Annotated in this window: 13 protein-coding genes; 8 read left to right on the top strand and 5 right to left on the bottom strand. The window is 65.2% G+C overall.

Annotated features, from left to right (window positions below; all coding sequences use genetic code 11):
• Positions 1 to 5 precede the first annotated feature (5 nt).
• Positions 6 to 1,268, bottom strand: coding sequence for a PucR family transcriptional regulator (locus tag OG203_RS18040; protein WP_405166817.1), 1,263 nt, complete (start codon positions 1,266 to 1,268; stop codon positions 6 to 8).
• Positions 1,269 to 1,653: 385 nt separating this feature from the next.
• Between OG203_RS18040 and OG203_RS18035 the strand changes: the two genes are divergently transcribed.
• A complete protein-coding gene (locus tag OG203_RS18035; RefSeq protein ID WP_405166816.1) occupies positions 1,654 to 1,809 on the top strand; it encodes a hypothetical protein in 156 nt (51 codons plus the stop codon).
• 13 nt (positions 1,810 to 1,822) lie between these two features.
• On the opposite strand, the gene OG203_RS18030 is transcribed toward OG203_RS18035, so the two are convergent.
• On the bottom strand, positions 1,823 to 2,281 hold the full coding sequence (locus OG203_RS18030; RefSeq protein ID WP_405166815.1) for a DUF4254 domain-containing protein: 459 nt from the start codon (positions 2,279 to 2,281) through the stop codon (positions 1,823 to 1,825).
• A 485-nt stretch (positions 2,282 to 2,766) separates the two neighbouring features.
• Here OG203_RS18030 and OG203_RS18025 point away from each other — a divergent pair, with 485 nt between their 5' ends.
• From OG203_RS18025 to OG203_RS18010, 4 genes are all read left to right on the top strand, one after another.
• Entirely contained in the window at positions 2,767 to 3,204 is a 438-nt protein-coding gene (locus tag OG203_RS18025) for a MarR family winged helix-turn-helix transcriptional regulator (RefSeq protein ID WP_405166814.1), read from the top strand.
• Between the two features lie 28 nt (positions 3,205 to 3,232).
• A complete protein-coding gene (locus OG203_RS18020; RefSeq protein WP_405166813.1) occupies positions 3,233 to 4,969 on the top strand; it encodes an MFS transporter in 1,737 nt (578 codons plus the stop codon).
• Positions 4,970 to 4,979: 10 nt separating this feature from the next.
• Positions 4,980 to 5,564, top strand: a complete 585-nt coding sequence (locus OG203_RS18015) for an isochorismatase family protein (protein WP_405166812.1) — start codon at positions 4,980 to 4,982, stop codon at positions 5,562 to 5,564.
• Between the two features lie 152 nt (positions 5,565 to 5,716).
• The gene (locus OG203_RS18010) at positions 5,717 to 6,373 is read left to right on the top strand and encodes a hypothetical protein (RefSeq protein ID WP_405166811.1); all 657 of its coding nucleotides are present in this window, start codon (positions 5,717 to 5,719) and stop codon (positions 6,371 to 6,373) included.
• A gap of 75 nt (positions 6,374 to 6,448) precedes the next feature.
• On the opposite strand, the gene OG203_RS18005 is transcribed toward OG203_RS18010, so the two are convergent.
• Positions 6,449 to 7,387: a glycoside hydrolase family 43 protein gene (locus OG203_RS18005; RefSeq protein ID WP_405166810.1), complete on the bottom strand. Its 939-nt coding sequence runs from the start codon at positions 7,385 to 7,387 to the stop codon at positions 6,449 to 6,451.
• A 379-nt stretch (positions 7,388 to 7,766) separates the two neighbouring features.
• On the opposite strand from OG203_RS18005, the gene OG203_RS18000 reads away from it, so the two are divergent.
• Together OG203_RS18000 and OG203_RS17995 are read left to right on the top strand one after the other, a co-directional pair.
• On the top strand, positions 7,767 to 8,228 hold the full coding sequence (locus OG203_RS18000) for a hypothetical protein (protein WP_405166809.1): 462 nt from the start codon (positions 7,767 to 7,769) through the stop codon (positions 8,226 to 8,228).
• Between the two features lie 240 nt (positions 8,229 to 8,468).
• On the top strand, positions 8,469 to 8,723 hold the full coding sequence (locus tag OG203_RS17995) for a hypothetical protein (RefSeq protein ID WP_405166808.1): 255 nt from the start codon (positions 8,469 to 8,471) through the stop codon (positions 8,721 to 8,723).
• 70 nt (positions 8,724 to 8,793) lie between these two features.
• Here OG203_RS17995 and OG203_RS17990 read toward each other — a convergent pair whose 3' ends face one another.
• Positions 8,794 to 9,747, bottom strand: coding sequence for an alpha/beta hydrolase (locus OG203_RS17990; protein WP_405167902.1), 954 nt, complete (start codon positions 9,745 to 9,747; stop codon positions 8,794 to 8,796).
• A gap of 571 nt (positions 9,748 to 10,318) precedes the next feature.
• Here OG203_RS17990 and OG203_RS17985 point away from each other — a divergent pair.
• The gene (locus OG203_RS17985) at positions 10,319 to 10,744 is read left to right on the top strand and encodes a hypothetical protein (RefSeq protein WP_405166807.1); all 426 of its coding nucleotides are present in this window, start codon (positions 10,319 to 10,321) and stop codon (positions 10,742 to 10,744) included.
• Between the two features lie 90 nt (positions 10,745 to 10,834).
• Here OG203_RS17985 and OG203_RS17980 read toward each other — a convergent pair whose 3' ends face one another.
• Positions 10,835 to 12,511, bottom strand: coding sequence for a cutinase family protein (locus OG203_RS17980; protein WP_405166806.1), 1,677 nt, complete (start codon positions 12,509 to 12,511; stop codon positions 10,835 to 10,837).
• Positions 12,512 to 12,591: the final 80 nt, after the last annotated feature.

The following is a 12,591-nucleotide window of genomic DNA, read 5'->3' as shown; positions in this document are numbered from 1 at the left end:
GTCACTCAGGCAATGGCTCGATCCGGCTGTGCGGTAAGGATTTTATCGCCGTAGGTCTGCGCGCAACGCAGTGCCAATTCGATATAGGTCGCGCGTTCTTCGATGGAATGGCCGAGTAGTTCCTCGGATTGGTTGATGCGATAGCGAACTGTGTTGGGGTGCACGTTCAATTGTTGTGCCGTTGCCGGTGCGTTGCGGCCGCTGGCAAGATAAGCAAGCACTGTTTCGCGCAATCGGGCGGTGGTCTCGTCGGTGCTCGTCAACGCGCCCAATTCCCTTGTCGCCATGACCCGCATCGCCTCGACGCTGCCGTCACCGGTGGTGAGACAGACCAATTCGACGTCGGCGTAGCGGATCACCGTCGGCGCGTAATCGGTGGCGATCGCCACCCGCTGCGCGGCGAGCGCCTCGCGATGGCTCTGCCGGAACCCGGCGATATCCGGCGCCGAGGAACCGATGGCGGCGTGCAGGCCCGGCTGCACGACCGCGGGCAAGGCCGCTAGATCCGGCACGGCCGACGTGGCGATCCAGGCCCACATGCCGCGGACACCGGAGGAGAGCATCAGCGGTCGCGGCGCGTCGAGCAGCGCGGCGATGTCGTTGCCGAACTTCTCCAGCGTGCGCACCGGGTCGGGGGCGGTCGCCGACTCGTCGGCCCACAGCACGATCGCGGTCTGATAGCGGCGCAGCGAATGGCCGAGCTGCGCCTCGGCGTGATCGACGTCGACCGCGTCGCCGCGCAACAGCGAACCCGCGAGCCCGAACCGCCGGGCCAGCGCGCCGCGCTGCCACTGCTCACGCTCGTCGGTATAGACCGCGACGGAGGCCTCCACGCAGGTGTCGGTCCATTCGAGCACCCGATCCCAGAACAGCAGGAGCACCGCGCTGCGCAGCTGGTCGTCCTCGATCGCCTTGTTCAGGAAGTCGGTGATGTACTGCCAGAGCATGGCCTGCCCGACCCGATAGGTCCGCATCACCACATCGATCCCGAAGCCACGCCGGGCGACCGTGCGCGAGAGCGCGAGCACCTCCGCGGGCGGGTGCACCTCGAACACCTCTCTGCTCACCATGGCGAGGAAGCTGCGCCAGTGCGAGCGGGTCGCCGCGTGCAGCATCTCGTCGAGTTCGGCGTCGCCGGGCAGTTGCGCGTTGACCTCGTTGATCCTGCCGTCGACCAGGTCGACCAGGTATTGGGTCTGCTCGTCGTTGCGAGCCTGCGCCCCGAACTGGACGAGCCAGTCGAGGGCTTCCTGATCCAAGGCAGTCATAGAGCACATTCTGCTGCCCTTGCTGTTCGGGCGCGGCGCATTCGTTCTATCGGTGCGACGAGATGTCAAGTACCGCTGCCCTCTTCGGGCCTCGGCCGAGTTTCCGACGGCCATTACCGACTGGTCGGCATCCATGGATAGTTTTCCCTGTCTGAAAAGTTCGCGACGCACACTGTATGAATACGGCTCGACGCACGGCGGATAGGTAATCTGAGCATGTTCCGCAGCGGACGGAACAGTATTTCGATAGCGCTTGGCACTTCCGATCAGCACTGACCCAACTCCTGGAGGGCTGTAATGAACGGATCGTCGATCAGCGAACTACCGAGCTGTACTGAAACCTATCGACCGGTTTGTATATCGGGCTCGTGGGCATAACCCGCTCATGAAACCGGAGGAGGCCGCGCGCCGCTTGCTGGAGGACATTTTGGCGCGCTATACGTCGTTGGAAGAATTCATCGGCTTACTGCGTGTCGACCCCCTTGTCGATACCACGGAACTGGCGCCGATATCGGCTTACCTCTGGACCATTCCGTCGTAGGCGGCTCCCGGCCTTATCCGCGCCCGATCGAACGTGGTCGGCGCGATTCGATGTCGTGCGCGAGGTCGGTCCACTTGTTCGCGAGCGCGGCGAGCCGCGACCACGCCGCGTGTACCCGTTGTTCTGGCACGTTCTCGGCGGTCATCAGCAGGTGGTCGGCCAGGATCTGCGCGGCGGCCATCCGGTCGACGGTGCTGCCGAGGGACTCGGCCGGTCGGTCCTTCGCGCGCCGCGGTGTCACCTGCTTGGCCACCCATTCGTCGATCACGGTGACGACTTCGCTACGCCGGCAGTCGATTTCGACAAGACGCTCCGGCTGCGCGCGGCGCGTATGGTGCAGTTGCGCCAAGGCCCTTGCCAATTGGATGACGAGATGGTCGCCGGCGCGATCGCCGGTCTGCATGCGCAGCGCGGCGGACAGTTCGTGCCAGTCCGGCAGCAGCGCCCGCCTGCTGGCGTCTTCGATAGACATCGCCCGCGATCTCGGTCCCTCGGCTGTTTGCACGGTCACGTGACGGCGTCGGCGCGACCCGGCGCGTGCACCTGGCAAATGCGACCGGCTCGTGCCTCACAGCGCGAACTCGGTGTCCTGGTTCGCGCGCTACGGCGCGCGTCCCCCATCTCTCGGTGCTCGAACGGCGTGGGCAAGGTAGGCCTTCCCTAGCGACGGTTGAGGTGCATCCGACCCCGGCGACCAGCCATATTCCTCTGGGCAGACCGGTCGTTCTGCGCGTACCCGAGATAAGGGAGCGAAGCGCCCGGCGCCGGATGCACCTTCAAGTTTCGTCCTCGGGGTGGTCGTCGCGGAAGACGGATTCAGGTCATTCCGCGCGCCGTTTGGCCTCTTTGGTTATGCCCCCGCAATCCGCCGTGGCCCCCGGTGGGCGAATGACCAGGTCAGCGCGAAAAGTGCTAAGGAAGGTTGATAAAGTAGGTTTATTAGCTATCCTTAGTACTGTGACCGATGAACCGGACGCCGCAGACGTGGCCGCCGCCCTGCTGACGGGTCTCGGCGCGCTGTTGCGCCGGTTGCGTCATCTGCAGCTGGCGGACGCGCTCACGATGCCAGAACGAACCGCATTGTCGCGGCTCGATCGGGAGGGACCGGCGACCTCGGCGGAGTTGGCGCGCAAGGAACAGATCACGCCGCAGGCCATGGGCGCGACGCTGAGCGCGCTGCAGGCTCGCGGCCTGATCGAGCGTCACTCCGACCCGGCGGATCGCAGGCGAGTCGTCCTCGCGCTGACACCGGCGGGCTCACAGGTGCTGACCGAAAAACGCAGCGCCAAAACCGAATTGATGGCCCGAGTACTCGCCGAGGAGTTCACGACCGCGCAGTTGAAGCAGCTGGCAGCGGCCGCGCCGCTGATCGAGCGGCTCGCGCACGACATCTGATCCGCAACTGTCGATAGGCGCATATCTGATGATCGACCTGCAACAGCAGTGCACCGACGACCGCCCGGCCGACGGGTACAAGTGGGCCGCGCTGACCAATACCACTGCCGCGGTGTTCATGTCGGCCCTCGACGGCTCGATCGTGCTGATCGCGCTACCGGCGATCTTCCGAGGCATTCATCTGGATCCGTTGGCGCCGGGCAACATTGCCTATCTGCTGTGGATGATCATGGGGTACCGGCTGGTGCAGGCCGTGCTGACGGTCACCGTCGGTCGCCTCGGTGACATGTACGGCCGGGTGCGGATCTACAACGCCGGGTTCGCGGTCTTCACCATCGCCTCGATTCTGCTGTCGGTCGATCCGCTCGACGGCGGGCGCGCGGCGATGTGGCTGATCGGCTGGCGGGTATTGCAGGCCATCGGCGGGTCGATGCTGACGGCGAACTCGGCCGCCATCCTGACCGACGCGTTTCCGGAGCGGCAGCGCGGATTCGCGTTGGGCATCAACCAGGTTGCCGCGCTGGCCGGGATGTTCATCGGCCTGGTCGCCGGCGGACTGCTCGTCGCCTGGGATTGGCGGGCGGTGTTCTGGGTGAACGTTCCCATCGGACTGTTCTTCACCGTGTGGGCCTACCGCACGTTGCGGGAGACCAGCGGGGCAGGCGGCGGACGCATCGACTGGTGGGGCAACATCACGTTCGCGGTCGGCTTGAGCGCGGTCCTGGTGGCTGCCACCTTTGGATTGCAGCCGCACGGCGGGCATGCGATGGGGTGGACCAGTCCGGTGGTCATTGGTCTCGGCGCGGCTGGACTCGGTCTGCTCGCGGCGTTCGTCGTCATCGAGAACCGGGTCAGCGCGCCGATGATCGAGCTGAGCCTGTTCCGGGTGCGCGCCTTCACCGCGGGTAATCTCGCCAGTCTTGCCATCGCCATCGGCCGTGGCGGGCTGCAATTCATCCTGATCATCTGGCTGCAGGGCATCTGGCTGCCGCTGCACGGTTACGACTACGCCGACACTCCGTTGTGGGCAGGCATTTTCATGCTGCCGCTCACCGCGGGGTTCCTCGCGGCCGGGCCCGTTTCCGGGTATCTGTCGGATCGGTTCGGCTCGCGCGGCCTGGCCAGTAGCGGTGCGTGGCTGTTCGGTGCCAGCTTCATCGGGCTGATGCTGCTGCCGATCAACTTCAGCTACTGGATCTTCGCGGTGTTGATCGCGATCAACGGGGTCGCCAGCGGCATGTTCGCCTCACCCAATTCCTCGGCGATCATGGGCAGCGTGCCAGCGCGCCAGCGCGGCGTCGCCTCCGGTGTGCGCTCGACCTTCCAGAACACCGGCACCGCCGTGTCGATCGCGGTGTTCTTCGCCCTCATGATCGCCGGGCTGGCCAACAGTTTGCCGCACACGCTCACCAATGGCCTGCAGCAGCAAGGTGTTCCGGCGGCCGTCGCCACCCAGGCCGGTACGTTGCCGCCGGTGTCAACCCTGTTCGCCGCCCAACTCGGCGTCAACCCGATCCAGCACATGCTCGAGCCGAGCGCCGTGTTGCCGACCCTCACCGGCGCGCAGCAGCAGACCCTGACCGGTCGAGAGTTTTTCCCCCAGTTGATCTCCGGTCCCTTCCACACCGGTCTGGTCATCGTGTTCGCCTTCGGCGCGGTCCTCGCCGCACTGGCCGCCCTCGCCGTGCTGCGCGGCACTCGTCCCAAATCCACCGCACCAGAGCGGGATTCGATATCCACCGCGAACCCGGCAACGCCCAACTAGGAGAAACCCCATGGCACTCAGCACCTTCGACGCACGCACCGCGCTCGTCATCATCGACCTGCAGAACGGCATCACCGCGATCCCGGGAGCGCCGCACTCGATGTCCGAGGTCATCGACCGCTCGGTGGAACTTGCCGACGCCTTCCGCGCCAACCAGCTGCCGGTCGTCCTGGTGCGGGTCAGCGGAGCCCCCGACGGCTCCGATTTCGCGGCGGGCCGCAGCGACGCCCCGCGCCGCCAATCGGGCGCCCGCCCGGCGGGCTGGGACGTCATCGTCGACGAACTGGCCGGGCACCCCGAAGACCTCATCGTGACCAAACGCAACGTCGGCGCGTTCTACGGCACCGACCTCGAACTCCACCTGCGCCGCCGCGGCATCACCCAGATCGTGCTCGCCGGCGTAGCCACCAGCATGGGCGTCGAATCCACCGCCCGGGCCGCCCACGACCACGGCTACCACGTCACCCTGGCCACCGACGCCATGACCGACATGGACGAAACCGTCCACCAGCACAGCATCACCCGCACCCTCCCGCGTTTCGGCGAAACCGGCACCACCGCCGAGATCCTCGAACTCCTGGAGAAAACCCGCTAGTCGGTGTCGCGAGCCGACAGCGACGCGATAGCTGAGATTCACTTGACCACCCCGCCGATCCATACCCTCGGCGGCATCGAATAGTTGATGGTCATCGCCGCCATGAGACCGCTGGGGTCTCATCGTCGGTAGGAATGTCAACAGGAGGATCGATGGTCGCATCGCTGTCCAAACTGCTCGTGACAGGTTTCTCCGCGCTGCTGCTTACCGGTGGTGGTGTGGCGCACGCGGATCCTTCGGGGAAGGAACTGGTCAAGACCGCCAGCAGCAAGGAGGAGAAGCAGGCGAAGGCGCACGAGGAGACCTGGGCCACGATCGTAGAGCTTTGGTGCGACGGCATCGACGGGAAGGGAGTGCTCAATCCGCAACGCGATCTCGAGGGGTCACGCAAGCAGATGAGTAATGAGGCAGTCAGCGCCTACTACGATGCGTACCGCATATCCCCGCTGGCATTCTCGTACGATCCGGTCGAGGTCACTCTCGGCGACATGGTGCGGGGGAAGTATGCACCACCCACATCGGAACGTGGGGACAGGTTGCGCCAGTGGCGGGCCTTGTTCTGCGGTGTCGCGGACTTCAGGAGCGAATGGGTTGCTGAGCTCAAATCGAATACGGAGAAATACGCGACCAAGATGCGGCCCGGGTTCGATACAGACAAAGCGATCTTGGCTCTGTACGACGACAAGATGTGGGATATGGAGGTTGCGCTCAAGGGCGAGCAGTGCCGCCAGGAAAGCGATATCGAAATCAGATGGGGGAACGAGGAACTGCGGGACTGTGCGGTAATCCAGGCGGCCCCGGTGAAGTGAGTTCGGGATGAACGGGACATGCTCATGGTTTCGACCGTGACGTGTCCCGTTGATCGACCAGGTGAAAACCGCCGACTACCGAGTTTCGGGGAGGACGGTGAAGTGGCGAACGGTGCCCGAGAGATTGGGGAGTTCGGTGATTGCCGTCCAGGTACGGAGATCGGGGCTGTCGCTGTAAAAGTATCTGCTTGCGTCGTAGTCGTCGAAGAAGATTCGCCAGCCGCCGCCGGGCAGGGGGATGACGCATTGGCCCTCGCGTGGGGCACCCCAGTTGGCCCAATCTCCGGTCCCAACAAAGACGTACGGACCGAGCGGGTCGAAGGCGATGGCGAGTTCGATGAATTTGCTGGTTTCGTTCTTCGTGAAGGCGAAGTAGGTGCCGTCGTGGTGAACGAAGGTGGTATCGATGTAGCCGTAGCCATAACGGTCACAGGCGGCGCGGTCATCGGAGGTCACGTAGCCGGGTGCGGGGCCTAGCCCGGCCAGCGGGGTCAGGGGAGTCCACGTCCGCAGTGCCGGGTCGGTCGCGGTCATCAGGTGTGGCGTGAATCGGCACCCGTCGGACAGTGACACGATGACATTCACCCGGCCCTGCGCGTCGACGAGCCATTCCGGCGCCCAGCTCGACGTCACATTCGGGCCGTCGATATGGATCGGGAAGTCGTACATGTGCTTCCAGTTGACCCGGTCGGTGCTGCTCGCGAAGCCGATCGTCTGGCCCTCCCACGCGGTGGTGTAGGTGAGGTAGTAGACGTTGTCGACGTGGCGGAAGATGCACGGATCGCGCATCAGCCCGGTCGGCGGTCGATAGGCGGGGCCGCGCAGTAGCTGGAAATTGGTCGCGTCGGTGGATTCGTAGACATACAAATCGGATTCGCTGGCATTCGTGAACGCGGTCATCGTGTACCGCACCTGCGGCTCCTTAGCCGCGGCATGTTTCACTGCCAGCAGGCTCAGCGGCAAACCTGCCGCCAACGCCAGCGCGGACCTGCGACTCACCGTCACCAATGCCACAATCGGATTATCCCGAGCCGATTGCTATCCGCGTGCCGACACGCCGCAAATCGGCTGGCGTCGAGTAGCCCAACCCCTACCCGCGATGAGCCGGGACATGGCCGACGGCTATCTGCGGCCGACGTGCGACAACAGCCGCCGAGGTGCTCAGACCGGTCACCGTCTGAGTCGATCTTCCTCGAATGGCTGTGTCGGAGAACAAGTTACGGGACCATCCTTGGCATCCAGCCCAAGACAACGCGCCACCGCGCCTGCGACCCTCTAATCAGATAAGAGGATCCGCCCGGCACAGCACGCCGACCGCACCCGGTCACCGCCCGTGTCGACCCCCATAGGCACCAGCTCGTTTGCCGAACGCCGAATATCTGGAGTCGGAACCATGCCCGAGCCCGCAGCCCAACCGCCTCGCGGCGAGCGATCACCGTCCGCGCTACCGACCGCCCGCGAACTGCTGGACGCGATGCATGACGTTGTCCCCGAACGACATCCGGCCGCGTCGATCTTGCGCGCCGCCTGCCTGCTCGCCGCGGTCGACGAATGGATCCACCGCCACCGGGCCGCGATCGAACTGACCCCACCCGCGGTGCGCCGGGTAAACGGTCCGAGCATCGAGCGTGCGGCCCGCACCCTGCGCCGATACCTGATCGAAGGAATCACCGACGCGGCCCCCGACATCGACGGCGTCGGCACGGCGGTAGACCAACTGGCCGCCGCCTGGGTCGACTGGCGCAGCGTAACCAGCACCGACACCCTCACCCGCCAAACAGACACCCGCCAAGCCCTGCTCGCCGCCTGCGACACCTACAACAACCTCGCCGGGCACGACCCGCACCAGGCATAACCCGAACAAACTCCAGCACTGATGGATTCGCGGTAAGGCCTATCGAAGCGATACCTATCCAAGCGGGACGCAGGATCGAATCAGAGTCTGAGCGGTCGACCGACCGCAGGCTCGGACTTCGACGATGGGAACGCCACGCATATCGATCGCTTGCGAACTACCCGTGTGGCCACTGCGTGTCTCGTGGTGGCCGCGGGCTGGCTTGTTGTCTCTCCAGTGGTCCATGCTGAAGCAGCCGCAGTGCCCACCTACACGTGCGAACGGATTGACCTTGTCGGCAAGGTTGATAAAAAGTTCGGCAACGTATCGGCCCTCGTTGGGAAGAAATGTCAGTCCACAGATGCCCCGGCGGTGACGAGCGAGTTCGTCGATGTCGGGAAGGCCGACATCACCGGCAAGGTCAGCGGAAAGGTGCAGACCTACCGCTGCGGCCGGTCGTACAACAACAACATGCCGGATTCTGCACAGGGCAAAGAGTGCAAGTTGCAAAAGTGACCGGCAGGTGTAGGAACTGAGCGGGGTCCGTCGACGGCAGCCGCCGAGGCAAGCCGTCGACGGACCATGGTTACAAGCCGAGACCGGCCTTCAGTGTCGGCCACGAATCATGCAGGGCGTCTTGCCAATACGGCCAAGAATGGGTGCCGAGGGTGGTGTAGCGGATGGTGGCGGGGATGTTGTGCAGGCGCAGGTCGGCGTCGAAGGCGAGGGTGCAGTCGTGCACGACCTGTTCGATGGCGATGGCTGCGGTGAGGTCGGTGGGGTAGGCGTAGCTGGGGTCGAAGGTGAGGTCGTAGGGGCCGGGGACGCCGCTACCGGTGGAGAGGTAGATGGGTTTGCCGCGCAGGCCGTCGGTGTGCTGGGTCGGGTCGTGGGCCGGCCATTGCGGGTTGGCGATGCCGCCCCACATGTTGTCGGCATTGCCGCCCTTGTCGGCGACGGTGGTGCGGACGGTGGCTTGCCCGAGATTGCTGGAGTACAGGCAGCCGCTGTAGGCGGCGAGGGCTCGGTAGAGGGTGGGGTGGCGGAAGGTCAGTGCCGTCGCGGCCTGGGCGCCCATCGAGACTCCGGCCATGGCGTTGACGCCGTTGCCGTGCAACAGGTTATCGACCAGCGGCGGAAGTTCCTGGGTCAGAAAGGTTTCCCACTTGTTGTGCCCGAGCTTGGGGTCGTCCGCGAGCCAGTCGGTGTAGAAGGTTCCGCCGCCGCCGACGGGCATCACGACGTTGGTTTCCTTGTCGGAGAAGAAGTTCACGATGTCGGTGCGCATGGTCCAGGTGCTCAGGGTCTGGGTCTCGGTCGACCCGTTCCCGTCGAGCAGATAGAGGGTGGGATGGGGTGCCGTCTGGTTCGCGGGGAGCAGCACGTCGAGCTGGACGATGCGCCCCATCGCCGGTGACTGCACGTACACCTCTTCCCAGCGGTCGGTGCGCTTGGTGATGTGATCGACCACGGCCTCCGCGCTCGCCCGCGGCGGCGTACAGACCAGCGGCGCGACCACCGCCAGCGCCGCCGCGAGCACCAAGACGGCGCTCTGTCGCCTCGACCGTTTCGAACCTGAACCGCATATTTTCATCAGGACCGTCCTCATTCGTACTGCCTCGCGGAAACGCGGCGAAGTAACCGTGATTCGGGATCGATGGGCTTCTTGTTACTGATTCACACGAAGTGGTTGTGTGCATCGGCGTGTCACTTTTTGCGGAATGCAAGATTGCGTTTTTGCGGAGTCGAACGGTCAGCGGATCATTCCATCCGGAATCGCCACGGGATAGCGATCGGCTATGTAATCTGGTGTAGTCCCACGAAGTTCGGGACAGCTCCGCAGAGTGAGTCGTGGTCGCCCCTGCGGCTCACTATCGCTGTACACAGTCCAATGAGGTCCGGGAGATCCCCGGGCCTCATTGGTCGTGTATCGACCGGCGGATATTTGTGGCGTCGCCCCGCGTAGTCGGGCAATTCATCGGCCGGTTCGATAATTCGTGCTTAATTTTCCGATCCAGACACGCCGTGGGTCCGAATATGCCGTAGTGCCGACACGTATCTGGCTTGTTGTCGGCCGCATGTACCGCATTCGACACGACAAGGGGTTACTTATGTTTCACAAAACCGCGACCGCCGCGGTGACCGGTCTGCTTGCCGTCGCGGCGACGCTCGCCGTCGCGACCGGCGCTGCCACTGCCGCCCCGACGCAGCCATCACCGGGCAGCGGGTCGGCATCGGCCGAGCAAAGCAAGGATCCGCTCGGCATGGTCGCGCCGGAAGGCGGCAAGAAGGCCCCCAAGGGCGGCGAGGGCGCGAACGAGAAGGGCAAGGGCGGTAAGGCGGGCGAAGAGCCGACCGCCGCCGACAAGGAAGTCGTCGCCGCGCTCAATTCCCAGTTGCGGGAGTTCCTCCGTCCCCCGAACGGTGGCGCCGAAATGGGGCCCCTCGGTAAGACCAGTGACGAGTGGCTCGATTTGTTCCTCGGGCCCCAGCCCAAGACCGACGGCACCGCACCCAAGGGCAAAGCGGTCGGGTGATGAGTTGATCCGCACGCGTTAGTGATTCATCCGCCAGCAGGCAGGTCCGTGCATCGCATCGGTAAGCGATGGGACCTGCCTGTTGTCGATTCAGCCGAGAAAGTCGGTGTCCCAACCTGTTCGGACGATGCGTCGACGCCCCGTGTAGAGCAGGCAGGCGCTTTCAGAGAGGAGCAAGGCCCAGACAACGTGGCGACTCGCCTCGAGGAGCTTGGCCTTCGTTTTGGCGGATTCCGGTGGGATAAGACGGTGTGCCGGAATGGCCTTGTCTACCTTCGGAGTCGTGCCCACCTCGACGGTGGCATCCTTCGACTTCGGCGAATTCCTCGGTGCGGGAGGGGGTTCGGCGGCACTGCCGGCGGCCGGAGCTTGGGCGTCATGGCCGGGACTCGCGGCGAGCACGCTATCGGGCTGGGCGACAACCGGTTTGGGGACGTCCGGCGCGGGCTGGGCGCGGGAGAGTTCGGTGAACCAGTCGGCGACGAATTGCACCGAGGGACGATTCGCGGTGACCGCGGTGACCGCGTAGGCGCCGTGGCGCGCCACCGCGTCCTGGTACTTGTCCCAGAGATGGCTGTCGATGAGTTCGACATTGTCGTTGACCAGATTCCCGATCGCATCGAACGCCTGGGTGACCACCTGGGTGAACCGCGGCGCGGAGGAGCGCCTCGGCATGGAGGCGAACATCTTGGCGCCGAGGGTCGCCAGCCCGGCGAGCGGATCGGTCGCGCCGATGGTCCCGATCTGGCAGACGTCGTCGGGACTGAGGACAACGCCGACAATGCTGGTCAGGGTGTTCAGCGTGATGGTGGCGAGCCGCAACATCGCCGACTGCCCGGTCGGATCATCGATCAGCGAGCGCGGATCGGATGCCTCGGCGAGGCGCTGGCTGAGCGACTTGTCGCGGGACAGTACGAGACTGCCGGGGGATAGGCCGTGCAGATCCTTGTCGACCACGTCCGTCGCGGTCTTGTTGACGGTCGCGGTCAGCGCGTCGGCGATCGAGGACAGCGCGGTCAGCGGGTCGTCCAGTGGCAGCAGCGCCTGGCCCGCGATGTTGGTGATCATGTGCAGGATCGGCGCGTTGGCCGGGGAGTCGCAGGCCAGGTCGCCGTTGATGCAGAACGACGCGACGCGACCGGTGAGCGCACCGAAGTTCGGGGCGAGGTCGCGCAGCGGTCCGATGCCGCCGCCTGGGGCGGACGCGGGCTGGGCCTGTAGATCGGCGAGCCCAGCGACGATGGTGCCCGGTGGGGGATCGGGGGCGAGTTTGCCTGCGGCACCGGGGAACAGCGGTGCGCCGGGGTAGCGGGTCGGGTCGGCGAGCAAGGCGACGCCCGCGATCCGGTCGGCCGGAATGGGGGACTGGCCTCGGCCGATCTCCTGGGCGAACAGGGAGGCGATGTGTGCGCCCTGGGAGTAGCCGACAAGGGCCAGTCGAGTGTTCTGGCATCGGTCGACGACCGACTGGGCCATCGACCGCAATTCCTGCAGGCCGCCGGTCACCGATTGTGAGTACGGCACTTGCCCGCCAGGCACCGCGCCGCCGAAGCCCGCTTCGTAAGGGACGTAGGCGCGATCGGTCCGGCTCGGCTCGGCCGCCAGCATCGGCAGGAAGATCGATGACAACATGCCGTGATCGTTGGCGGGATCCGCGTCCGGGGAGGATTCGCCCGTGCCGGGTACGCCGATGGCGTAAAGAGCTGGGCAGCGCAATGATTGGCCGGTGGCCGGCTGTGCCGCGACCACGGCGACTCCGGCGTTCATAGCGAAGGCCGTACCTGCGACGAGTGTCCCTAGTCTCCGAATACCTGTTCTGGAGAACAGCATTCGACGCAACATCCCCA

Source organism: Nocardia sp. NBC_01499, assembly GCF_045040275.1.
In the GTDB taxonomy this organism is placed as follows: domain Bacteria; phylum Actinomycetota; class Actinomycetes; order Mycobacteriales; family Mycobacteriaceae; genus Nocardia.
Note: the sequence above shows the minus strand (reverse complement) of the source record. Positions and strands in the feature narration are given on the sequence as shown.

What these genes read in the sequence shown, in the direction of transcription:
- OG203_RS18000 (WP_405166809.1), top strand. Translation starts at nt 7,767, where the DNA reads ATGCCCGAGCCCGCAGCCCAACCGCCTCGCGGCGAGCGATCACCGTCC.
- OG203_RS18040 (WP_405166817.1), bottom strand. Translation starts at nt 1,268, where the DNA reads ATGACTGCCTTGGATCAGGAAGCCCTCGACTGGCTCGTCCAGTTCGGG.
- OG203_RS18010 (WP_405166811.1), top strand. Translation starts at nt 5,717, where the DNA reads ATGGTCGCATCGCTGTCCAAACTGCTCGTGACAGGTTTCTCCGCGCTG.
- OG203_RS18030 (WP_405166815.1), bottom strand. Translation starts at nt 2,281, where the DNA reads ATGTCTATCGAAGACGCCAGCAGGCGGGCGCTGCTGCCGGACTGGCAC.
- OG203_RS18035 (WP_405166816.1), top strand. Translation starts at nt 1,654, where the DNA reads ATGAAACCGGAGGAGGCCGCGCGCCGCTTGCTGGAGGACATTTTGGCG.
- OG203_RS18015 (WP_405166812.1), top strand. Translation starts at nt 4,980, where the DNA reads ATGGCACTCAGCACCTTCGACGCACGCACCGCGCTCGTCATCATCGAC.
- OG203_RS17985 (WP_405166807.1), top strand. Translation starts at nt 10,319, where the DNA reads ATGTTTCACAAAACCGCGACCGCCGCGGTGACCGGTCTGCTTGCCGTC.
- OG203_RS17980 (WP_405166806.1), bottom strand. Translation starts at nt 12,511, where the DNA reads ATGAACGCCGGAGTCGCCGTGGTCGCGGCACAGCCGGCCACCGGCCAA.
- OG203_RS18020 (WP_405166813.1), top strand. Translation starts at nt 3,233, where the DNA reads ATGATCGACCTGCAACAGCAGTGCACCGACGACCGCCCGGCCGACGGG.